A 20810-nucleotide genomic window follows, 5' to 3' on the forward strand; every position below is an offset into this window, starting at 1 on the left:
ACCAACGCTCAGAGCTTGCCGATCCGGATGATATGCTGGTCCCAGGCGACCCGGCTTTTGGTTTCGCCGAACGATCCTGAATAGGACGATGCTACGAAGCCATGGGGTGACGCGGCAATGCCTGCCGCATCGGCCAGGCTTTCCTGGCCGATGACCCGGCCGGTCTTTGCCTCGACCGTCACCGCCGTTCCGCCCTTCGGCGAGGTCAGCCCCACCAGTCCGTCCCGCCGGTTGACCGCGATGGCGCCGACATAGTTGGCGAGCGCCAGCGTCGTTTCTTCCGGCAACTCCAGAAACCGGATGTCTTCGCCGCGCGCAAAGGAGCCGGCCAGCGGCGGCAGATCGTTGCGGGCACCTTCGTACTGGCAGGCAAACCAGACTTTTCCATCCGCGTCGATATCGACATGGCGGGTCGAGAGTTGACGCAGATTATCTGGCATCGCGTGGCGCTCGATCAGGGCGCCGGTGGCCGTGTCGATCAGCGCCAGCGACGGTTCCATATGATCGAGATTGAGCTTGGTACGACCGAAATCCGGATGGGTCTCGATACCGCCATTGGCAACCACGAGCATCCGGCCGTCCGCCGACAGGGTCATATCGTGCGGGCCGATGCCATAGGAGGGAAATTCGCCGATGCGGGCAAACCTGTTGGTGCCGTCATAGACCCCGATCATACCGCGATTGCCGGCGAAATCATTCTCCGTGGCATAGAGCAAACGCCCGTCCGCGGAAAAGCAGCCGTGACCATAAAAATGCCGGCCCTCGACGGAGGTGATGACGATCGGCTCGATGCCCGGCGCAAAGATCATCGCATAGGTGCCGGGGCGGCGGGCAAAGACAACGGCGCGGTTGGTCACCGGCGACCAGGTCATGCCATGCGCCCGGGCAGGCAGCGGTACCCGCTCAATGATCGCCCCCTCCTCCGTCAGCGTCGCAACGCCATAGGACCCGTCCGGCGCCATGAAAGCCGAGGCATAGACTGCATCGGCGCGTGACAGCGCGAAGGCGGCTTGCGGCGAAAGCGTTGCAGCCCAAGCGGCACCGGCCATTGTCAGGAACGTGCGGCGGTCCGTGAGGGTTTGGCGGGAGATGTTTCGGTATGTCATACAAACAAATCCAAATTGGCCGGTGCGCTTTTTTTAGCTTCCGTCATTCTTGCCCCCAGGCTTGACCCGAGGGGTGTCACAGGAATCCAGCCATGCGACGTCGGTCGCATGGAAGAGCCTCTTGCGGCGCAGAAGCCCCGCAACAGGATCCCCCGCCACAAGGGCGAGGATGACGGAGAACCTGGGAAATCGCCAGACACACCGGGTTTAATAACGCGATTAAAGCCAGCCTCGCCGCTTGAAATACAGGAACGGCACCACCGCCGACAGCACCATCGCGAACAGCGCCAGTGGATAACCGAACGAGAATTTCAGCTCCGGCATGGCATCGAAGTTCATCCCGTAGATCGACGCGACCAGCGTCGGCGGCAGGAAGACGACCGAGGCCACCGAGAAAATCTTGATGATCTGGTTCTGCTCCAGATTGATCAGGCCCAACGTCGCATCGAGCAGGAAGTTGATCTTGTTCGACAGGAACAGGGCGTGGTCACCGAGAGACGTGGCATCGCGCTGGATCAGCTTGATCCGCTGGCGGCTTTCCTTGATCGCCTTGCGCGTGCCGGTGCCATCCAGCGCCGTGTGATACGCGACGAGACGTCCGACACTGACGAGGCTTTCGCGGATGACGCTCAAGAAATCGCCCTTCTGGCCGATCTGCTCGATCAGCGACTGCAGGTCGCGGGTCTTCTTGGTGACGCTCGAATGGCTTTTGCGAAACACTTCCCGTGAAATGCCCTCGATCTCGTTGCCGATCCGCTCCAGCGCATCGGCCGTACGGTCGATCATCGCTTCCAGCAGCCCGAGCATCACCAGCTCTCCGCTTTCGCAGGAGGCGCCGTTCAGGCGCTGCATGCGGGCAGCGTAGAGGTGAAACGGCTTCGGATTGGCATGACGGACCGTGACCAGCGTCGCGCCTTTGAGGATGAATGTCACCGGCACCTTCACCGGGTTGTCGCCATCGAGTTCCGTCGCGGCCGTCATCGTCATGAATTCGGCGCCGTCCTCCTGATAGAGGCGGTCGGAAAGCTCGATCTCCTGCATTTCATCGCGCGTCGGGATTTCGATACCGAGATGCTGCTCGACGCTACGGGTTTCATCCTGCACGGGATTGAACAGGTCGAACCATACGATCGGCGTGGTTTCACCCAGTTCCGGGATGGCATCGATAGGGGCAAGGTGATTGTTCTGGCAGGAATAGATGCGCAGCATGTCGGGTTCCAATCTGGCAAGTCATCGACCGCCAGCGGGCATCCCTTGTGATCAGGGCCGGACGGTCGAAAAAATCGAAGCTCTACTTCGACTGTCGGGGTTCATGATCCGTTGATCCTTGTTTGGCCGTGCTCACAGGTGAACACGGCTGATCCATTGCGCCAATGTGCTTTTGTTGTCAACCGCTTGCCGGTTAGGGGAATGCAGTCTTTTTTGCTCAGTCGCCATCGGCAAAGGAGAAGCCCGAGCTGAGCCCGATCGCAGCGCCAAAATCGAGGTTCAACCGCTGCAGAACGTTGTTGGTGTTCTGCAGAATACGGTTCAGCCTGCCGCGCTGTTCGTCACTGGCAATCGCCTGCTCGACCGGCAGATCGATTTCGTCGAGGTCATCGACATTGGCCTGCAGCAGGTAATTGATCGCGCTGACCATGTCGCGGTTTCCGTCGGGCAGCAATGCATCCATGCCGGCCGTATTGAACAGGGCCTGCAGTGCCGAAAAATTCGCAGACAGTGCCGGCATGGTGTTACCGGACCGCCAGTAGATGGCCATTTTCGGATGGCCCTTGTCCGGTTCGCCCTTGACGATACCGGCATAGAAAGGCCGCAGACGCTGGTCTCTGATGCTTTCGACGCCATGGACGAGAATGCCCAGCAACTCGGTCGCCGCTTCCTTGCCATCACGATAGACCGGATTGTCCGGCCCCGGATTCTTCCAGGCGGACTGGATGCCATCCGGCTTTTCCCATTCGGCGTGTAGTTCACCAGCCACGGCTTTCAGGTTGTCGGCAATGGCAGCACCATAGCGGCAACGAAACTCGTTTTTCTCGGTTGGCAGAACTTCAGCCCCGGTACCGTAAAGCACATATTCCAGCGCTCCCAGCCCCTGCGCCGCAACGCTCTTGCCTTTCAGGCTCTCTGCGGCGGTAGCCGTTTCGTCATTGGTTGCCAGAATACGCTGAACCTGCTTCAGCCCAGTGCTCTTGCGATCCGGGAAGAACAGGAAGCGTTCGAACCGATTGCCCTCGATAACCGGCCCGACACGGACGATCTCGATTGTCGACCATTGCTGGACGACTTCGTCAAAACTCATCTGCACGTCGCCGAGCGTCTCATCGGACGGCTTTTCGCAGAGCGTATGGGCGGCCTCGGCCAGCGTTTCTGTACCCTCCAGCAGATCGCGGTAGCCAGGCCGGATGAAGTCGTCGACCGCCTTCTGCATGACACCCGGCACGGCATCCACGCGCAGCCCTGCGCGCGGCGCGGCCGCTTCCTCATCTTCTGCCATGGCGGACAGCGGCAGGAAGAAAAGGCTCAAACCGAGAAGCAGGATATGCCGGGGGCGCATCAGAGAGACTCCAGAAATGTGATCAGGGCTTGTCTATCGGCTTTTTCCAGCGCGGCAAACCGGTCGCGGGCTTTTGCCGCCTCGCCGCCATGCCAGAGGATGGCTTCCGTCAGGTTACGAGCGCGGCCGTCATGCAGGAAGAACGTATGGCCGCTGACTGTCTTGGTCAGGCCGATACCCCAGAGCGGCGGCGTGCGCCATTCGCTGCCGGACGCGACACCCACCGGCTGGCCGTCGGCCAGGCCTTCGCCCATGTCATGCAGCAGGAAATCGGAATAGGGCCAGATCAACTGGAACGCATGCGCCTTGTTGGCGGCATCGCGGCGGGTGACGAATTTCGGCACATGGCAGGAAGCGCAACCGGTGTCGTAAAACACCTTCTTGCCCGCCAGCGTCTCGGCAAAGCTCGCCTTTCGCCGTGCCGGAACGGCCAGGTTTTCCGAGTAGAATGTGATGAGGCCGAGAACGGGATCGGGCGCTTCCGTATCGCCAAGACGAGCCTGCACGCCATCCGCCATTGCCAGACATGCCGTCTGCGCTGGTGTGCAATCTCCGTGATTGCGCCGGGCATCCGGCGACGAGATGCCGATATCGCCAGCCAGCGCGTCGGCTGCCTGCTGACGCACCGTAGGGCTCTGCGCCTTCCAGCCGAAACGGCCGAGCGCCAGTTTGCCGGATTGCGGGTCGCGCACCACCGGCAGCTTGCCGCGGATCCCATCGCCATCCGCATCGTCCGGATCGGCATTGGCGATGATATCGGCGGGATGGATGGCCTCGATCAAACCGAGCCCCGACATCACCTGCGTGACACGCGGTGACAGCGTGGTCGTCGGATCGAGCGGCCCGTAACCGGGTTTGTCGATGGAATATTGCGGCTTGCGCAGGGAAACGATTTCCCCGCCCGCCAGCGTCACCGGCATTTCCGTATAGCTGATCCGCATATGGCCTTCTGCTGGCAGGCCGGGAACGGCGCTATCCTGCAATTGCTGGCCATAGACGGGATCGGGGAAATTCAGCACCTCATGCGCGGCGATCGCCGCCCGCTCGGCGTCGGTCTTTGGCGCACGGGCAAGGCGCAGGAACATCGATGTCGCATCATCCGAGCCCTCCGGCGGATGACCCCGGCCGTCTTTCAGATGACAGGTCTGGCAGGCGCGGGCATTGTAGAGCGGCCCCAGACCGTCCGATGCCTGCGTCGAGGAGGGCGAGGAGACCCAGAGCTTGCGGAAAAGCGCATTGCCGAGCTTGAAATTCTCTTCTTCGGCAAAAGTAATGTTGGCGGAGAATTGCGATAGAATGTCCTGGTTGACGGACGCGATCGATGTGCCTGCCCCGCCGGACATGGCTTCAAACTTTTCGGCCTTGGAAAAATCCGTGGCTGGGCGGGTGACGGCCTTAACCCGTGCCCGGTCCGCATCGGTCAGATCATCACGGGTGGACGGGAGCGGCAGCTGCTCCGCGCGGCCTTCCGTTTTGGCCTCGGGCTCCCCCGCCAGGATAGCGGCGCCAAAAACGGAAAAACCGCCCGCCGCTGTCAAAAACAGAACGGCAGACGGCACTATCAGGCGTCGGGCAGGCCAAGCACGCATTCAGAAAAAACCGGGCCGCTCGCGAGAAGCGGCGGCCCGCCTTTGCTTTCTCATTGGAAGACAGCGTTAGGATTATCCAGGCTGTCGGAACCTTCAAGCTCGATCGTACCAAGCTCCAGCGACGCAATGACGCGCTCGACCGTCTTTGCCTGCGCAACCAGGCCATCGATGGCAGCCTGAATGACGGCATTGCCCTCGGTGTTGCCTTCACCGATCATCTGGTCGTACTTTTCAACCGTCTCGCCGCGCTTGGCCATGGCCTGCATCGCGGTGATGGTGGCCGCCAGCTTTTCCTTCATTTCCTTGTCGAGCGCCGGATCCTTGGCGGCAACGAGTTCGGACAGTGACGGGCCGGTCACCTTGGTGCCATCGACCTTGGTATATTCGCCGGTATAGGCCGACTGGATACCGATCGCGTCATGAAGATGCGAGTTGTAGGTGTTATCGGAGAAGCAATCATGCTCTTCCTCCGGATCGTGCAGAAGCAGACCGAGCTTCATGCGTTCGCCGGCCAGTTCACCATAGGAGAGCGAGCCCATGCCGGTCAGGATAGCACCGAGGCCAGCCTTGGGATCGGCTTCGACATTCTTGGTGGCAGCGCCATCCGGCGTCCAGTTGGCGACCATCTCCTTCAGGTCCGACACGAGCAGATCGCTGGCGGCCTTCAGATAGGCGGCGCGGCGGTCGCAATTGCCGTTGGTGCAGGCCTTGGCGTCATAGTCGGTATACGGACGGTTGCCGGCGCCCGGGCCGGTGCCGTTCAGGTCCTGGCCCCAGAGCAGGAATTCGATAGCGTGGTAGCCAGTTGCCACGTTCGCCTCGATACCGCCGGCTTCCTGCAGCGTGCCTGCCAGGAATCCCGGGGTGATGTTCGTCGCGTCCACATCCTTGCCGTCGATCTTGATCGTCTTGTTGGCAATGACATTGGCAGTAAACAGCGAATTCTCGTCGCTTTCCGTGCCATAGCTCGGATCGACGTAGTCGATCAGGCCTTCGTCCAGCGGCCAGGCGTTGACCTTGCCTTCCCATTCGTCGACGATCGGGTTGCCGAAACGGTAGACTTCGGTTTCCTGATAAGGATTGCGCGCCTTAAGCCAGGCTTCGCGGGCGGCCTTCAGCGTCGCTTCGCTCGGTGTAGCGATCAGGGCATCGACGGCCTTGTCGAGCGCTTCAGCGGTCGAGAGTGCATCCGAGAATTTCGCGTGGGCGACATCGGCATAATGCTTGACGACGGCGGCTGCGTCGGTGGCAGCCTGCGCCGGTTGCAGCGCCAGCATCGACGTTGCGGTGGCAAGCGCCAGCGCGGCGCTGCGAAGGAATGATTTGGTCATGACCTCTCCTGGTATTGTCCGAATGAATTCGGCGTTCCCCACCGCCCGGCTCCGCCGGTCGCGCAAGCCGCGCGGCCCGATGGATGGACGTGGCTATTCAGCCCGGTTTTCATGGACCAAAATCAAACTTGTGTCAAAGTGTATAGTTTAGAATGTTTTCAATGTGGATGCGGCAGTAAAACCCGCCGCAAGACCTATTGTGACCCCGGCTAAAGCGTCTTCAGGGCGCTCAGCTTTTGCGGCCCATCAGGCAGAAGAAGAAGCCGTCGGTATCCGTCGATGCCGGCGTCAGCGTCACGGTCTTCATGTCCGCGGACCAGGGTTGCCGCTTGTCGGTGCCGAACAGATCGGCCCAGGCGTCGGCGGCCGACAGGATTTCAAACTCGGGATTGTCCTCGCAGAACGCGTAGACCTGCGCCTCGTTTTCCTCTGGCAGAACCGAACAGGTGACGTAGATCAGATGACCACCGGGGCGCACGAAGGATGAAGCACCGGCCAGCGCTTCCTGTTGCTGGCCCAGCCGCTCCTCAAGGTTCTTCTGCGTCAGCCGCCACTTTGTGTCCGGGCGGCGGCGCCAGGTTCCGGTGCCGGTGCAGGGTGCATCGACCAGCACACGATCGAACTTGCCGGTAAACGGCTTCAGCCCCTCCAGCCGGTCATGGACCTGCACATTGCGGGTGCCCGCGCGCTTCAGCCGCTCGATGATCGGGGCCAGGCGCTTGCGGTCCGTGTCATAAGCGTGGATCTGGCCCTTGTTGTGCATGGCTGCGGACATGGCCAGCGTCTTACCGCCGCCACCGGCGCAATAATCGAGAATCTGCTCGTTTTCCTTCGGCATGACAAGATCGGAAACGATCTGCGAGCCTTCGTCCTGGACCTCGAACCAGCCCTTTTCGAAGGAGATTTCGGCAGTCACGTTGGGAAGGCGCGAGGCGCCCTCGCCCGCTTTGACGCGAATGCCGTTGCGAGCAATCGCTGCCGGTTCGACGCCGCTGCGATCCAGTGCCTTCAAGACCTTGTCGCGGGTCGCCTTCAGCGTGTTGACGCGCAGGTCGAGCGCCGGACGGCCAGCCAGAGCCTGTGCCTCCTCCAGCCAGTCTTCATCGAAATTTTCTTCAAAGGACGGCTGCACCCATTCCGGGATATCGCCCTGAACATGCAGCGGCGCATCGTCGAGCGTGCGGCTGGCAAAGGCAGCAACCATTTCGGCGGTCAGGGGCTCGGGCGCAAACCTGTCGCCATCCAGTTCCGCGGCCAGTTGTTCGGGCGAAACGCCCCACTGGCGGAACATCACGGCATGGCCGAGCGCGGTCGCGCTGTCGCTGTCCATCAGATAGGCGTGGGAAAGTTTCATGCGCAGCGCGTCATAGACGATATTGCCGATCGCGGCGCGGTCGCCGGACCCGGCAAACCGATGGGCCAGCCCCCAATCCTTGAGGGCATCGGCCACGGGACGCTTGCGCGTTTCGATATCGGCAAGAACCTCAATGGCTCCGGCGAGCCTGCCACCCAGTCGCATCTTTCAAACTCCATTTTCCGCCGTGGTAGCGGTGATGGCCGTCAAGAGCAAGCCGGGAGGTGCTTGCGTGTGACGAATGCTGACCAGATGGGAGGCTATGGTCATTACCGGAAGGCGAAATCCTTGCCCGGATGACCCGTATCAAATCCATCCGGAACAATTCCCGGACAGGCGTGTTGTTCTGCCGTCAGCCGACGACGCGATAACAGATGCTGGCGGTGCCGGAGTTGATCATGCCGATATGGGAAGCGGCGGCCTTGGAGAGATCGAGCACACGGCCGCGAATGAAGGGGCCACGGTCATTGATGCGAACGACGACGGTCTTGCCATTGCGCTTGTTGGTGACGGCAACCTTGGTGCCGAACTTGAGATTGCGGTGCGCGGCGGTGAGGTAAGATGCATTCATCCGTTCGCCGGACGCGGTGCGCGACGTCAGGGCGTACCAGGATGCCCCACCGCAATTACCAGCCTTGGCCGGAGTAGCCTTTGCCTGACCAGGTGCAGCCTGGCTTGGTGTCACTGCAGTAAAAGTTGCCCCCAAGGCAAAAGCTGCAGCAAGAGCAGCAGACGTGATCTTCATCTTGATCAAACAGATGACCCCTTCGCTTGAAATTTAGTTAAGTCTTACGAAGGCTTGGGTTTTCAGGGGGAAAAATGGCGAAAACGTGCTTCAACCTTTAACGTTGCATTAGGAAATATTACCAATCTCCGAAAAATTAAAATTACGAAATTTTGAAATTCTGTCACAAAGCTGCAGAAGTGCTTTGGATTCAGGCGTTAGTCTGCCAAAGGCCGTTCACATCGGCGTGAACATCTATCGGTTCAAGAAAAAGGATTCAATTTTTTGAAATTTGCCAAATCCGGCTGATTTTGAAGCTAGAGAATCCAGTATTCCCGTTATAGGTGTACAAAAATGGCAGCACTACGGAGATATTCTTGTCATTTTCCTAGACCAAACGGTCATGGATACAACGATATTTGGCCACAATTTATCTGGTCTATCAGAGACAGATCATAGACTATCCGAACCGCCTTTTACTTGAAATATCAGCCGCGCCAGTGGCCGTTACTCCACAATTCCGCTAGCGAAATCCGATAGTCTGGGAAGCGGAAGACGAATCCGAGATCACGCAGCCGTGTATTGGAAACACGCTTGTTCTCTCCATAGAAAGACCGCGCCATTGGTGAAAGCTCGGCGGTTTCAAAGGGCATCTCCGGCGGCGGCTCAACGCCCATCAGGCGGGCGGCTTCGGCGACAATATCCTGCGGCGGCGCCGGCTCGTGATCCGTGACATTATAGATGCCGCCAATCGAACGGCCGGAGAGAAAGACGGCAGAGCCGGCAATATCCTCGACACGGATGCGGTTGAAGACCTGATTGGCCTTGATCAGGCGGCGCGCGGTTCCAGCGGCAAGATTGCAGAAAGCATTACGGCCGGGCCCATAGATACCGGAGAGCCGCAACACCGCGACGGGTATATTGGCGGCCTCACCGAAGGCCAGCCACGCCTGTTCAGCAGCAACCCGCTCGACGGACCGGGCGGAGACCGGTTCCAGCGATGCCTCCTCCGTCACCCATGCGCCGCCATGATCGCCATAGACGCCAACCGTCGAGAGGTAGCCAGCCCATTGCAAATTCGGCATCAAGCCGGCAAGCGGCGATGCGCCGGGACGCATCACCGGATCGCCGTCCCGGCCGGGCGCGATCGACTGGATGAGATGCGTCGTCTGCTTCATGGCAGCGGCAAGTTCGGGCGAGATCGTCACACCGTCATACACCAGTGCATCGAGGCCCAGATCACGCAGACCAGCGAGCTTGTCTTCAGAGCGCGTTGTCCCGGTCACTGATTGCGCCAGCGGCAAAAAAGCCTTGGCGATTGCCGATCCGGAAAAACCGGCGCCCAGAACCAGAACATGCATCAGTCAACTCCTGCCAGTTTCCATTCGGCGAGCACCTCGGAATCGGTCTCGTCCTGCCGTCTTGCCGCAAATTCGGAGAAATCACCAGCCGTCATCAAGCGCGACAAGGCCCAGATCGCCATCCCCCGCACGGCCGCCGACGGATCACCCGCCAGACCAAGACAGAGCTCGGCCAAGCCCGCCTCGCCGGAATTTCCAGCTGCAATCAGACAGTTGCGGACAAACCGGTCACGGCCGATACGCTTGACCGGTGAGCCGGAAAAGAACGTGCGAAAAGTGGGATCATCGAGCGTCAGCAGAAACGACAGCGGCGGCTCCTTCAGGTCCTCGCGCGCCTTCAGCTTCATCTGGGAGGCAGCGGCGGCAAACTTGTTCCACGGACAGGCCGACAGGCAATCGTCGCAGCCATAAATCCGGTTGCCGATCCTTGGGCGAATGGCGGGATCGATCGGGCCTTTATGCTCGATCGTCAGATAGGAAATGCAGCGGCGCGCATCGATCCGGTAGGGTGCCGGAAATGCATCCGTCGGGCAGGCATCGAGGCAAGCGCGGCAGGAACCGCAGTGATCCCGTTCCGGCGTATCAATCGAAAGGTCAGCGGTGGTGAACAGGCTGCCGAGAAACAGCCAGGAGCCGAACTCACGGCTGACGAGATTGGTATGCTTGCCCTGCCAGCCAAGGCCGGCCTGCTCAGCCAGAGGCTTCTCCATCACGGGGGCCGTATCGACGAAGACCTTGACGTCCTCGCCTGCCCGCGCAGCAAACCGGGTTGCCACTTCTTTCAGCTTGCCCTTGATCACATCATGGTAATCGCGATTGCGGGCATAAACGGAAATGGCGCCGCGTTCCGGCTTATCAAGGATGGAGCGCGGGTCTTCGTCCGGCCCGTAGTTCATGCCGAATAAGACGACGGAGCGCACGTCGCTCCAGAGCACGCGAGGATCGCCCCGGCGGTCGGCCGTGTCAGCCATCCAGTCCATCGTGCCGTGATAGCCTTCGGCGAGGAAATCGGCGAGACGTTCCGGCGCCTGCGGAATGGAAGCGGGCAGCGTCACCCGGCAGACATCGAAACCCTTGTCGCGGGCTTCGTCCTTCAGGAAGCTGGTCAGCGTCCGGCGCCGCTTGTCATGCTTCTCCTCCAGGAGCGCATTGCCGGGCACCGAACCGCTCCTTAAAAATCGAGATCGGCGTAATGGGAAACCGGCGTGACGCCACGCACACGCTCGGCCAGCAGCGGGCGGAACGACGGACGCGACTTCAGACGCTGATACCAATCCTTCACAGCCGGCGCTTCCGACCAGTCGATTTCACCGAGATAGTCCAGAACCGAAATGGCAGCCGCTGCAGCAAGATCGGCATAGGACAACCGGTCGCCGGCCAGATAGGTCCGCGAACCGGCAAGCCAGCCGAGATATTTCAGGTGCTGGCGGATATTCGAGCGCGATGTGCGCAGTATTTTCGAATCCGGGGCGCCGCCACCCTGATCGGGCGTCATCTGCAGCTTGAAGATACGCTCCCGCACCAGGGGCCGCGTCACGTCGGCTTCCATCTTCTGCAGGAACCATTCGACCAGACGGCGGATTTCCGCGCGCTGGAACGGGTCTTCCGCCAGAAGACGGCGATCGCGCTTCAGCACGCCATGGGTTTCGTCGACATATTCGGAAATCACCATCGCGCCACAGAGTGCCCGCATGCTGTCATCGACATAGACCGGCAAGGTGCCTGCTGGATTGAGCGTCAGGAAATCCCGCCGCTTTTCCCAAGGCTGCTCCTCCGCCAACTCCGTCTGATAGCCGTATTCCGACAGGATCAGACGGACGAACCGGGAGGATGTGGACATCGGGTGGTGATAAAGTGTCGGCATAAGCTATCGGATTTCGTCAGTTCGGTTGGGAGGGGGGTGGCTGTCTCGTGGCGGTTTCGTCTGGCCACGCTGCGTTAGAAAAAGCTATAGGAACTTGCTGCCGCAAACACAAGCGAATCAGCCAATGCCCTTCGTTGGCCCCAGAGCCTAACCTCCAATGCTTCAGGGAAGCTTAATTCATGGCCGATCAATCGATCATCAGTGCGCTTATCCTTGGCCTTATCGAAGGCCTGACCGAATTTATTCCGGTATCGTCCACCGCCCATGTCCTGCTCGCCGGGCATTTTCTTGGCTTCAAGTCCCCCGGCAATACCTTCGCCGTCCTCATCCAGCTCGGCGCGATCCTCGCCATCTTGCTGGTTTATTTCCAGCGCCTGCTGTCAATCGCGATGGCTCTGCCATCCAGCGCAAAGGCGCGGCGGTTTGTTCTCTCGGTCCTGCTCGCCTTCCTGCCGGCTGCCGTGATCGGCGCCATTGCGCATGACTTCATCAAGACCGTGCTGTTCGAAACGCCGATGCTGATCTGTGTCGTCCTGATCATCGGCGGCATCATTCTCTATGCAATCGATCGTATGCCGTTGAAGCCGATATACCGCGACGTCATGGATTATCCACCCTCGCTGGCCCTCAAAATCGGCCTGTTCCAGTGCCTGGCGATGATCCCCGGCACTTCGCGCTCCGGCGCTACGATTGCAGGCGCGCTTCTGATGGGAACCGACAAGCGTTCTGCCGCAGAGTTTTCGTTCTTCCTGGCGATGCCGACAATGCTCGGCGCCTTCACGCTTGATCTCTACAAAAACCGGGCCGCGCTCGACTTCAACGATGCAACGCTGATCGCCGTCGGCTTCATCGCCGCCTTCGTCTCCGCGCTGCTGGTGGTGCGCTCGCTTCTGAACTTCGTCTCCAGCCGCGGCTTCGCGCCATTTGCGATCTGGCGCATCCTCGTCGGAACGGCCGGCCTCATCGGCCTGTGGCTGTTCGGTTAAGCCCAATAAAAAACCGCATGCACCTCAATGAAGAGAGTACATGCGGCTCCTGGCCCCCGCCATAGTCTGTGCCGCCTTCGCGAGAAGGCGGAAACTCTTATTCTGCAGCAAGCGTGCCGATCGACGCCGTCGTGCAGGGATCGACGCCATAGGCCGGCGCGCAACCGCTGTGATTGCTGGCGACCGTCTTCGGCGCAGCGAAGGATCCAGCCAGGATAATAAGTGCCGCGCACGCAAAGAAAATCGCGATCGACTTGCCCATAAAAAATGTGCCTCTCAAGGTGATATGATGGAGCCGGTTGTTCCTTGTGTGAACGATGCGGCGCGGCTGCTGTGTATGTGCTGGAACTGTCGTTATCAATATCGATACATGTTGAATCGACGGTAAAGACCAATCGCTTTTTTAAGTGAGGCAGAACTGCAACGTTTTATTCTGTGACGGGCAAAAAGAAGCTGCCGGGGAGTACCGGCGGCTCAATCAAACTGTAGATTTCAAGCGGTATGCGGCGCGATCAGGCGGCGCTGCCGGACCGGGAATACTGGCCCTGCGGACGGTAGCGCACCACATAGGATGGCAGCACGGCCTCGACCGACGTCGGCGCGATGCCGAACGCCTGCAGCGTGCGCCCTTCGGCCTGCGCATTCGAGGACACGACATTGTCGCTCTTCAGCAGCGTGACCTGATCGACAGTGAGCGGCGGCGCGATGAACGGGACCATCGAGGCGACAGAGCCGATCAGGGAAGCGATGCCAAACGGGATCGGCAGCAGGGTGCGCTTGCGATCGATCGTCTTCATGAGGATTTCGAGACAGTTCTTGAAGGTCAGCACTTCCGGGCCGCCGATCTCGTAAATCCGGCCCTTGGCAACCTTGCCTTCGACAGACTTGGCGACCGCTTCGGCAACGTCGGTGACATAGACCGGCTGGAACGCGGTTTCGCCACCGCCGACGAGCGGCAGCACCGGCGAGAAGCGCGACATTTCGGCGAACTTGTTGAAGAAACCATCTTCCGGTCCGAAGACGATCGACGGCCGCAGGATGACGGCGTCTGGAACGGTCTCCAGGATCGCCTTTTCGGCACGGCCCTTGCTGCGGGCATAGAGCGATTCAGCGCTGGCATCGGCCCCGATGGCGGACACATGCGTCAGTGTCGCACCAGCACCCCGTGCGGCTTCCGCCACGGCGCGGGCACCAAAATCCTGGACCGAATCGAATGTGTTGCGTCCACTCTCGAACAGGATGCCGACGCAGTTGACGACATGATCGGAACCCTGAGCCGCCGCATCGACCGACTTGCGGTAGCGCAGGTTGGCCTGAACGAAGGAAATCTGCCCGACATTGCCCAAAGGCTGCAGGAAACCGGCGAGATCCGGGCGGCGAACGGCAACCCGAATGCGAAAGCCGCGCTTGGCCAGAGCCCGCACGACATGCCGGCCGACAAACCCGGAACCGCCGAAAACGGTGACGAGCGGCGGGAGATTGGACAAAGTCATGGCACAGGCACTCCTGATCTGCAGTATGGCGTATATGAGCTACATAGCCCAATCGTCGGGCGACGGGAAGGCTTATCGCAAAGGCTTTTCTGCCGCTTTACGCCGCAGTTGCTGCAGTGCATCAGATACCTTCGACGACCACCATTTCCGCATCGGCACATTGCTGGCGAATGCCGGCAGCGACCTGATATTCCGCAGAGTGATAACAGTCGACGGCAGCCTGCAGAGATGGGAATTCAATCACCACGTTGCGGCCGCGCACATCGCCCTCCAATCGCTGGAAAGCGCCACCGCGTGCCAGAAAATTGGCGCCGTACTTCTCAAACGCCGGCTTTGCCGCAGAAACATAATCCTTGTAACGCTCGGCATCGCGGACATCGACCCGCGCAATCCAGTAGCCCTTGGCCATGGCAATCTCCCTAAATTCGTTGCAAGCCAGAATTATCGTTTCGGCTTCTTCCGTCAAATCATTTGACCGGTCAAGATATGGAAACGTCTCAGAAAAATGCGACAGCTTCACAACCGGCGCTTGAGCCGCACAAATCACGGAAGACCGAGCATGTTTGCCTACAGAAGAATTGCAGCGCTGTCCGGCGGACTATTTGCATTGTTCCTGTATCCCGGGGCACCCCAGGCCAAGCCCACGCAATGCAGTGCCAGCGTCTATGCGGCGGTAAAGGCTCCAGCGGCAAAACAGGATGCAACTGTCGAACTGCGCTGCAATCTGACCCTGTCGCCCGGCGATATCATCACCAAACGCCTGATCTTCTCTGGCGCCAATGCGTCGGGGATGACGCTGGACTGCAAGGGCGCCACGCTTGACGGATCGCGCGGCTCGGTCAACTTCAGCCGGCCGAGCATTCTCATACGCTCCACCAAAGGCAAAAACGGTGACTGGAGCGCACCATCGGATGTCACCGTGCGCAACTGCGTGATCAAAGGGGCGCTTCGCCTTCAAGGTCTGGGCACCAACGGCCAGGCGAAAGCCGTCCAATCGTCATCTCTGACTGCCGGCCATACGGCCTTTGCGCAGGCATCGGCGCCGACGCGAATCTCGCTTTCCGCCCTGACATTCATCGCTGATACCAGGGTGCCTCTCTATATCGGGCCAGGCGTCACAAAGGTCCGTGTCGAAAATTCCACCTTTACGGGACAGAGCGATGGGCCGGCCCTCTATCTCGATGCGGAGTCGGCGGAAAACACGATCTCGGGCAATCGGTTTGCAGTAAACAGCCGGCGCGAGCAGCTTGCCATCGATGGGGCGGCGAGAAACATGATCCGTGGAAATGTCTTCGACAATCCGGTCAATGGTGGCATTTTTGTCTATCGCAACTGCGGCGAAGGCGGCACGATCCGCCATCAGAAACCACAGAACAACACGATTTCCGGCAACACCTTCAAATACCAGATGGCATTCATGGCGAAGCCCGCCGTCTGGCTGAACTCACGCAACGGCGCGCAACGCTATTGCTTCCGCGACCCCGCACATCCCTTCGGCAGCAGCATCAGCTCGCTGGACTTCGCGCAGTTCAACACCGTGACAGGCAACCGCCTGATCGGCGGCAGCACTTCCCTCATTCGCAATACCGACCCGAGCAACCGGGTCGAGGACAACGGCAATTGATCAGAGCACGCCGCTCATTTCACCGAGAATAGCGCGGGCCGCGGCCTGCGGATCGGCGGCCTTGACGATCGGGCGGGCGACGACGAGATGACTGGAACCGGCGCGCAACGCATCGGCCGGCGTCATCACGCGCTTCTGGTCGCCCTTGTCGCTGCCGGCCGGGCGGATGCCCGGGGTGACGATCGCCATCTGCGGGCCAACGACCTTGCGGACTGCGGCGGACTCTTCAGCCGAGCAAACGATGCCCCCCATGCCAGCGGCGCGGGCCTGTTCGGCACGCCGCAGCACCAGCGTATGCGGATCGTATTCATAACCGGCGTCGATGACGTCCTGCTCGTCCATCGATGTCAGCACGGTAACACCAAGCAGGCAGAGATCAGAGCCTTTTGCCGCTTCAACGGCCGCCCGCATTGCCTTCGGATAGGCGTGCAGCGTCAGCATCGACATGCCCATCTTGGCGATATTCTCGACGCCCTTGGCAACCGTGTTGTCGATATCGAGCAGCTTCATATCGAGGAAGATCTTCTTGCCATCGGCGGCCAGATCACGGGCGAACTCAAGACCACCGGCAAAGGCCAGCTGGTAGCCGATCTTGTAGAACAGCACGTCATCGCCAAGCGCTTTGACGATAGCTTCCGCCTCGCCGATGGTTGGGATATCAAGCCCGACGATCAGCCGGTCACGTGCGGTCACAGTCATTTTTGCCATCCTTGCCAATGCTCCATGGCGGTCCAGTCGCATGCAAGGGAGCGGTCTGCAAGGGAAAATGCGTAGAGGCAGCCGCCACCCGCCAGTTGATCATGACTGCGTGAAATGGGCAGCCCCGCCAGGTGACATTTCAGCAGCGTGCCGACACCACCATGCCCGACGAAGGCAATCGGCTTTGCCGGATCATGCCGGTCCAATACCGAAGTGACCGCCGTCACAATCCGTTTCTGGGCATCGGCCGCCCGCTCCCAACCATGGAAACTCTGTTCTGGATTGGCGAAGAACCAGTTGGCCGCCTTCTCGAATTCCTCGGGCACCAAAAAACCTGTGGCCGAGCGGTCGTTTTCGCCGGAATGTTCCAGGACCTCCACCTCGACGCCGCCCGAACGCGCGAGGATTGCGGCCGTTTCCAGCGCCTTGGTCTCGTCGCTGGAAAGGATGCGGGAAAGCTGGCTGACCCAACTCTGCTGCGCCGTCCTTTCGGCGCGTCCGGCGCCGATCTCGGACAGCCCCCAGCGGGGAACCGGCACATCCGGTTCAAGCCGGATTTGCGGATGGGTAATGTAAACGCCGAACATCGACCGTCCTCAATGCGTCTTGCGGTAAACCCACAGCTGTGCGGGCGGAATGTTGCGGACGACGAAATCATAATGGGAAATCTGGTAACGATCGGGCATCGCAACAACGGGCGACATCGGACCGTAGGAAATCTGGATGACCGGACGGCCAACGGGGATGCGCGACAGGAGATCATCGATCAGCGAGACCCGCATGTGCATCGGAAAGTTCAAAAGCGGTACGGCGGAAATGACGCTGTCGAATTGCTGGTCACGGCGTGGGCCAAGCGTCTTGTCGAGATCGAAGGCGTCTCCGTTGATGAAATCGACATCCGGATAGGTCTTGACTAGGTGCTGGTAGAAATCGGTGGAAAATTCGATCGACACCAGGTTTTCCGGCTGAACGCCCTTCTGCAGGATTGCCTTGGTGATGACGCCGGTGCCGGGGCCAAGCTCAAGAACGGGCAGGCCTGAATGCGGATTGACGACGCTCGCCATTCGCCGGGCAGTGATTCCGGATGTCGGCACGATCGAGCCGACAGCCTTCATATTGCTTCGCCAGCCCTTGAAGAAACGTATTTCCTCGTCGAATTTCTTGCCAAAACGCTCTTTCAGACGAAAATTCATGCGTATCTCCAGCAAAACTCGCCTGCTTCTCCAACCAGGCTTCATGCCTGCCGGCGCAAACGCAGCGTCTCCAACTCCGAAATGATTATGCGTTGCCACGAGCGACAAAAACAAGTCATTTCGCGTCATTAAATCAGTCTGCCAACAACCAGTTAATCCTGCTTTCGCCATCGGATAACTGCATACGAAAACGGCCGGATCAGGTCCGGCCGTTTTCCATCTCAAATTCCTGTCAGGCCTAAACCCGCATCGGCATCAGAACATAGAGAGCGTCATCGCCCGCCATGTCGCGCACCAGCGTCGGCGAGCCCGCATCAGCCAGCATGAAAACGGCATCGGTGCCGGAAAGCTGCGCGGTGATATCGAGCAGGTATTTGGCGTTGAAGCCGATTTCCAGCGGATCGCTGTCATAGCCGACAGGAAGTTCTTCCGTGGCGCTGCCCGAATCCGGGTTGTTGACCGTCAGCGTCAATTGTCCGTCCGACAGCGCCAGCTTGACGGCGCGGCCGCGCTCGGACGAAATCGTCGAGACGCGGTCGACAGCCTGGGCGAAGGACTGGCAATCGATCTTCAGTTCCTTGTCGTTATTGGCCGGGATGACGCGCTGGTAATCCGGGAACGTGCCGTCGATCAGCTTCGAGGTCATGATGATCGAACCGATGGTCAGGCGGATCTTCGCATCCGATACTTCGACGGTAACGACCACATCCGGGTTGTCGACCAGCTTCTGCAATTCGCTGACGGTCTTGCGCGGGATGATGATGCCCGGCATGCCTTCCGAACCCGACGGCGCTTCGAGGTCGGCGCGGGCAAGACGATGGCCGTCGGTGGCGACGGCGCGCAGCTTCAGCTGGCCCTTGCTCTCGATCGTGTGGATATAGATGCCGTTCAGGTAATAGCGGGTCTCTTCCGTCGAGATCGCAAACTGGGTGCGATCGATCAGCATCTTCAGGTCCGTCGCCTTGATGCGGAAGGTGTGGGTGAACGCGCCGGCGGTCAGATCCGGGAAATCGGACTGCGGCAGGCATTGCAGCGAGAATTTCGAGCGACCGGACTGGACGGTCATTGCCGTGCCTTCGGCATTGGTGGCGAGCGCCACTTCCGAACCATCCGGCAGCTTGCGAACGATATCGTAAAGCAGATGCGCCGGCACCGTCGTCGCGCCGGGCGTCTCAACCTGTGCCGGTGTCGCTTCGGTAATTTCGAGGTCGAGGTCGGTTGCCTTCATTTCGAGGCTGGCGCCGTCGGAGCGCAAAAGCACGTTCGAGAGGATCGGAATGGTATTGCGACGCTCGACCACACGGTGAACGTGGTTCAGCGACTTCAGGAGATTGGACCGCTCGAGAGTAATGCGCATGAGATGCTACCGCTTTCAACCATCGCCGGGCGGGCCGCGCCTCCCGGCTTGAACTTTTGAAGTGTCCCCTTTCGGACGGGGAAGATGTGGACGGGCAAAATGGCAGAAACAAGCCGTCAAAAGCAAGAGGTAACGGTGGTTGAGCCCCAGTAATGTTTGCATTGCCGCAAATCCGCGGCTCTTGCCGAAGTGCCGCCGCTCACCCATAAAGACCGGGCGCCGGATGAACGGCAGGCAAAGGCATGAGGGCATACCGTTTTGGAAAAGCAGGCATCGGGCGAAACGCAGACGAACGAGCGGCAGAAGGGCTACCGTCTGCACAATGTCGCGGTGCCCGCACGGCCGCTGGAACCGGCGCTCTACCTGGTCGCCACCCCAATCGGCAATCTCTCCGACATTACCCTGCGCGCGCTGGAAACACTGGCCGGGGCCGATGTGCTGGCCTGCGAGGACACCCGCGTCACCCGCGTGCTGCTCGACCGCTACGGCATCGTCAACCGGCCCTATGCCTATCACGAATACAATGCCAACGAGGTCGGTCCGAAGCTTCTGGCAGCGCTGGACGAGGGCAAGTCCGTCGCCCTTGTTTCTGACGCCGGAACGCCCTTGGTCTCGGATCCCGGCTACCGGCTCGGCCAGATCGCCATCGAGGCCGGGCACCGGGTGGTGCCCATCCCGGGGGCGTCTGCGCCTCTGGCAGCCCTAGTCGGGTCCGGGCTTCCCAATGACGCTTTCCTGTTTGCGGGCTTCCTGCCGTCAAAGGACAAGGCTCGCCGCGACCGGTTTGCCGAACTCGCCAACGTTCCCGCAACCCTGATGTTCTTTGAATCGCCGCACCGGATCGCAGCTGCCGTCGTCGCGGCCCATGATGTACTGGGGGGCGAACGGCGCGCTTCGGTCTGCCGCGAACTCACCAAGACCTTCGAGGAATTCCGCCGCGGCACGCTCGCCGAGCTCAAGGCATTTTATGATGAAGGCGGAACCGTCAAGGGCGAGATCGTGCTCGTCATCGGCCCGCCGGATGCACCGGCGGCACCGGAAGCCGATGACGTCGATGCTATCCTCAGAAAACTCGTCAAGGATATGTCGACCGGCAAGGCGGCAACGGAAGCTGCCAAGCAGACGGGCCTCAACCGCAAGGACCTCTATGATCGGCTCCTGGAGCTCAAAGACCGGGATGAAACCTGAGCGGCCGGATCAGAAGAGGAAAAAAGCGCTCCGGCGCGGGTCGCTGGCCGAGTATCGCGCCGCGCTTTACCTTCTCTTTAAAGGTTACCGCATCGTCGCCTTCCGCTACCGGACGAAACTCGGGGAAATCGACATTATTGCACGCAAGGGCAATCTGATCGCCTGCGTCGAGGTCAAGGCCCGCCGGTCGCTGGAAGATTCTGTGTTTGCCGTTTCCGGTCTTGCACAACGCCGCATCCGCGCTGCAAGCGACCTCTGGCTCGCGAGACAAAGGGATTCTGCGGCGCTTTCAATCCGCTATGACATCATCTCCGTCACACCGTGGCGCTGGCCGTTGCATCTTCCCGATGCTTTTTGAACAGCTGTGCACAGTTGTAATCGTTCCGA

Annotated in this window: 21 protein-coding genes; 4 read left to right on the top strand and 17 right to left on the bottom strand. The window is 60.2% G+C overall.

Annotation, left to right across the window (positions count from 1 at the left end; genetic code table 11):
- Nucleotides 1-8: 8 nt before the first annotated feature.
- From ACSQ3J_RS06965 to ACSQ3J_RS07010, 10 genes are all read right to left on the bottom strand, one after another.
- Entirely contained in the window at nucleotides 9-1106 is a 1098-nt protein-coding gene (locus tag ACSQ3J_RS06965) for a DUF1513 domain-containing protein (protein WP_060500898.1), read from the bottom strand.
- A gap of 219 nt (nucleotides 1107-1325) precedes the next feature.
- Complete coding sequence (locus ACSQ3J_RS06970; RefSeq protein WP_060500900.1) at nucleotides 1326-2315, bottom strand: magnesium transporter CorA family protein; 990 nt, start codon at nucleotides 2313-2315, stop codon at nucleotides 1326-1328.
- A gap of 217 nt (nucleotides 2316-2532) precedes the next feature.
- Nucleotides 2533-3660, bottom strand: coding sequence for an imelysin family protein (locus ACSQ3J_RS06975; protein ID WP_436038908.1), 1128 nt, complete (start codon nucleotides 3658-3660; stop codon nucleotides 2533-2535).
- Entirely contained in the window at nucleotides 3660-5249 is a 1590-nt protein-coding gene (locus tag ACSQ3J_RS06980) for a di-heme oxidoreductase family protein (RefSeq protein ID WP_082511900.1), read from the bottom strand. Before ACSQ3J_RS06980 ends, ACSQ3J_RS06975 begins: the two co-directional genes overlap by 1 nt.
- Before the next feature lie 50 nt (nucleotides 5250-5299).
- Nucleotides 5300-6580, bottom strand: coding sequence for an imelysin family protein (locus ACSQ3J_RS06985; RefSeq protein ID WP_060500904.1), 1281 nt, complete (start codon nucleotides 6578-6580; stop codon nucleotides 5300-5302).
- Between the two features lie 229 nt (nucleotides 6581-6809).
- Entirely contained in the window at nucleotides 6810-8099 is a 1290-nt protein-coding gene (locus tag ACSQ3J_RS06990) for an RsmB/NOP family class I SAM-dependent RNA methyltransferase (protein ID WP_060500906.1), read from the bottom strand.
- A 187-nt stretch (nucleotides 8100-8286) separates the two neighbouring features.
- A complete protein-coding gene (locus ACSQ3J_RS06995; RefSeq protein ID WP_112834647.1) occupies nucleotides 8287-8688 on the bottom strand; it encodes a septal ring lytic transglycosylase RlpA family protein in 402 nt (133 codons plus the stop codon).
- 458 nt (nucleotides 8689-9146) lie between these two features.
- Entirely contained in the window at nucleotides 9147-10019 is an 873-nt protein-coding gene (locus tag ACSQ3J_RS07000; RefSeq protein WP_060500908.1) for an SDR family oxidoreductase, read from the bottom strand.
- Nucleotides 10019-11179 carry a tRNA epoxyqueuosine(34) reductase QueG gene (gene queG / locus ACSQ3J_RS07005; protein ID WP_060500910.1) on the bottom strand — a complete coding sequence of 387 codons (1161 nt, stop codon included), beginning with the start codon at nucleotides 11177-11179 and terminating at the stop codon, nucleotides 10019-10021. The genes ACSQ3J_RS07000 and queG overlap by 1 nt, the downstream gene beginning before the upstream one ends.
- An 11-nt stretch (nucleotides 11180-11190) precedes the next feature.
- Nucleotides 11191-11883, bottom strand: a complete 693-nt coding sequence (locus ACSQ3J_RS07010) for a glutathione S-transferase family protein (RefSeq protein WP_060500912.1) — start codon at nucleotides 11881-11883, stop codon at nucleotides 11191-11193.
- 179 nt (nucleotides 11884-12062) lie between these two features.
- Between ACSQ3J_RS07010 and ACSQ3J_RS07015 the strand changes: the two genes are divergently transcribed.
- Complete coding sequence (locus tag ACSQ3J_RS07015) at nucleotides 12063-12869, top strand: undecaprenyl-diphosphate phosphatase (RefSeq protein ID WP_060500915.1); 807 nt, start codon at nucleotides 12063-12065, stop codon at nucleotides 12867-12869.
- Nucleotides 12870-12966: 97 nt separating this feature from the next.
- Here ACSQ3J_RS07015 and ACSQ3J_RS07020 read toward each other — a convergent pair whose 3' ends face one another.
- The 3 genes from ACSQ3J_RS07020 to ACSQ3J_RS07030 form a co-directional block, all read right to left on the bottom strand.
- The gene (locus ACSQ3J_RS07020) at nucleotides 12967-13131 is read right to left on the bottom strand and encodes a hypothetical protein (protein ID WP_112834648.1); all 165 of its coding nucleotides are present in this window, start codon (nucleotides 13129-13131) and stop codon (nucleotides 12967-12969) included.
- Between the two features lie 250 nt (nucleotides 13132-13381).
- Nucleotides 13382-14362: a complex I NDUFA9 subunit family protein gene (locus tag ACSQ3J_RS07025; protein ID WP_060500917.1), complete on the bottom strand. Its 981-nt coding sequence runs from the start codon at nucleotides 14360-14362 to the stop codon at nucleotides 13382-13384.
- Nucleotides 14363-14483: 121 nt separating this feature from the next.
- Complete coding sequence (locus ACSQ3J_RS07030; RefSeq protein ID WP_060501418.1) at nucleotides 14484-14771, bottom strand: DUF1330 domain-containing protein; 288 nt, start codon at nucleotides 14769-14771, stop codon at nucleotides 14484-14486.
- A gap of 150 nt (nucleotides 14772-14921) precedes the next feature.
- Here ACSQ3J_RS07030 and ACSQ3J_RS07035 point away from each other — a divergent pair, with 150 nt between their 5' ends.
- Nucleotides 14922-15986 (top strand): right-handed parallel beta-helix repeat-containing protein, encoded by a 1065-nt coding sequence (locus ACSQ3J_RS07035; RefSeq protein WP_060500919.1) that lies wholly within the window; start codon nucleotides 14922-14924, stop codon nucleotides 15984-15986.
- Here the strand turns inward: ACSQ3J_RS07035 and pyrF are convergent, their stop codons facing one another.
- The 4 genes from pyrF to dnaN all read right to left on the bottom strand — a co-directional run bounded on the left by pyrF (nucleotide 15987) and on the right by dnaN (nucleotide 19235).
- A complete protein-coding gene (pyrF, locus tag ACSQ3J_RS07040) occupies nucleotides 15987-16679 on the bottom strand; it encodes an orotidine-5'-phosphate decarboxylase (RefSeq protein WP_060501419.1) in 693 nt (230 codons plus the stop codon).
- A 2-nt stretch (nucleotides 16680-16681) separates the two neighbouring features.
- Entirely contained in the window at nucleotides 16682-17272 is a 591-nt protein-coding gene (locus tag ACSQ3J_RS07045) for a histidine phosphatase family protein (protein ID WP_060500920.1), read from the bottom strand.
- A gap of 9 nt (nucleotides 17273-17281) precedes the next feature.
- Nucleotides 17282-17878 carry a phospholipid N-methyltransferase PmtA gene (pmtA, locus tag ACSQ3J_RS07050; protein WP_436038909.1) on the bottom strand — a complete coding sequence of 199 codons (597 nt, stop codon included), beginning with the start codon at nucleotides 17876-17878 and terminating at the stop codon, nucleotides 17282-17284.
- 238 nt (nucleotides 17879-18116) lie between these two features.
- The gene (gene dnaN / locus ACSQ3J_RS07055) at nucleotides 18117-19235 is read right to left on the bottom strand and encodes a DNA polymerase III subunit beta (protein WP_060500924.1); all 1119 of its coding nucleotides are present in this window, start codon (nucleotides 19233-19235) and stop codon (nucleotides 18117-18119) included.
- Nucleotides 19236-19493: 258 nt separating this feature from the next.
- Here dnaN and rsmI point away from each other — a divergent pair, with 258 nt between their 5' ends.
- Together rsmI and ACSQ3J_RS07065 are read left to right on the top strand one after the other, a co-directional pair.
- Nucleotides 19494-20423, top strand: coding sequence for a 16S rRNA (cytidine(1402)-2'-O)-methyltransferase (rsmI, locus tag ACSQ3J_RS07060; RefSeq protein ID WP_060500926.1), 930 nt, complete (start codon nucleotides 19494-19496; stop codon nucleotides 20421-20423).
- Nucleotides 20413-20781 (top strand): YraN family protein, encoded by a 369-nt coding sequence (locus ACSQ3J_RS07065; protein WP_060500928.1) that lies wholly within the window; start codon nucleotides 20413-20415, stop codon nucleotides 20779-20781. Before rsmI ends, ACSQ3J_RS07065 begins: the two co-directional genes overlap by 11 nt.
- Nucleotides 20782-20810 lie beyond the last annotated feature (29 nt).

It is taken from the genome of Rhizobium sp. LjRoot98, assembly GCF_964252935.1.
Classification (GTDB): domain Bacteria; phylum Pseudomonadota; class Alphaproteobacteria; order Rhizobiales; family Rhizobiaceae; genus Pararhizobium.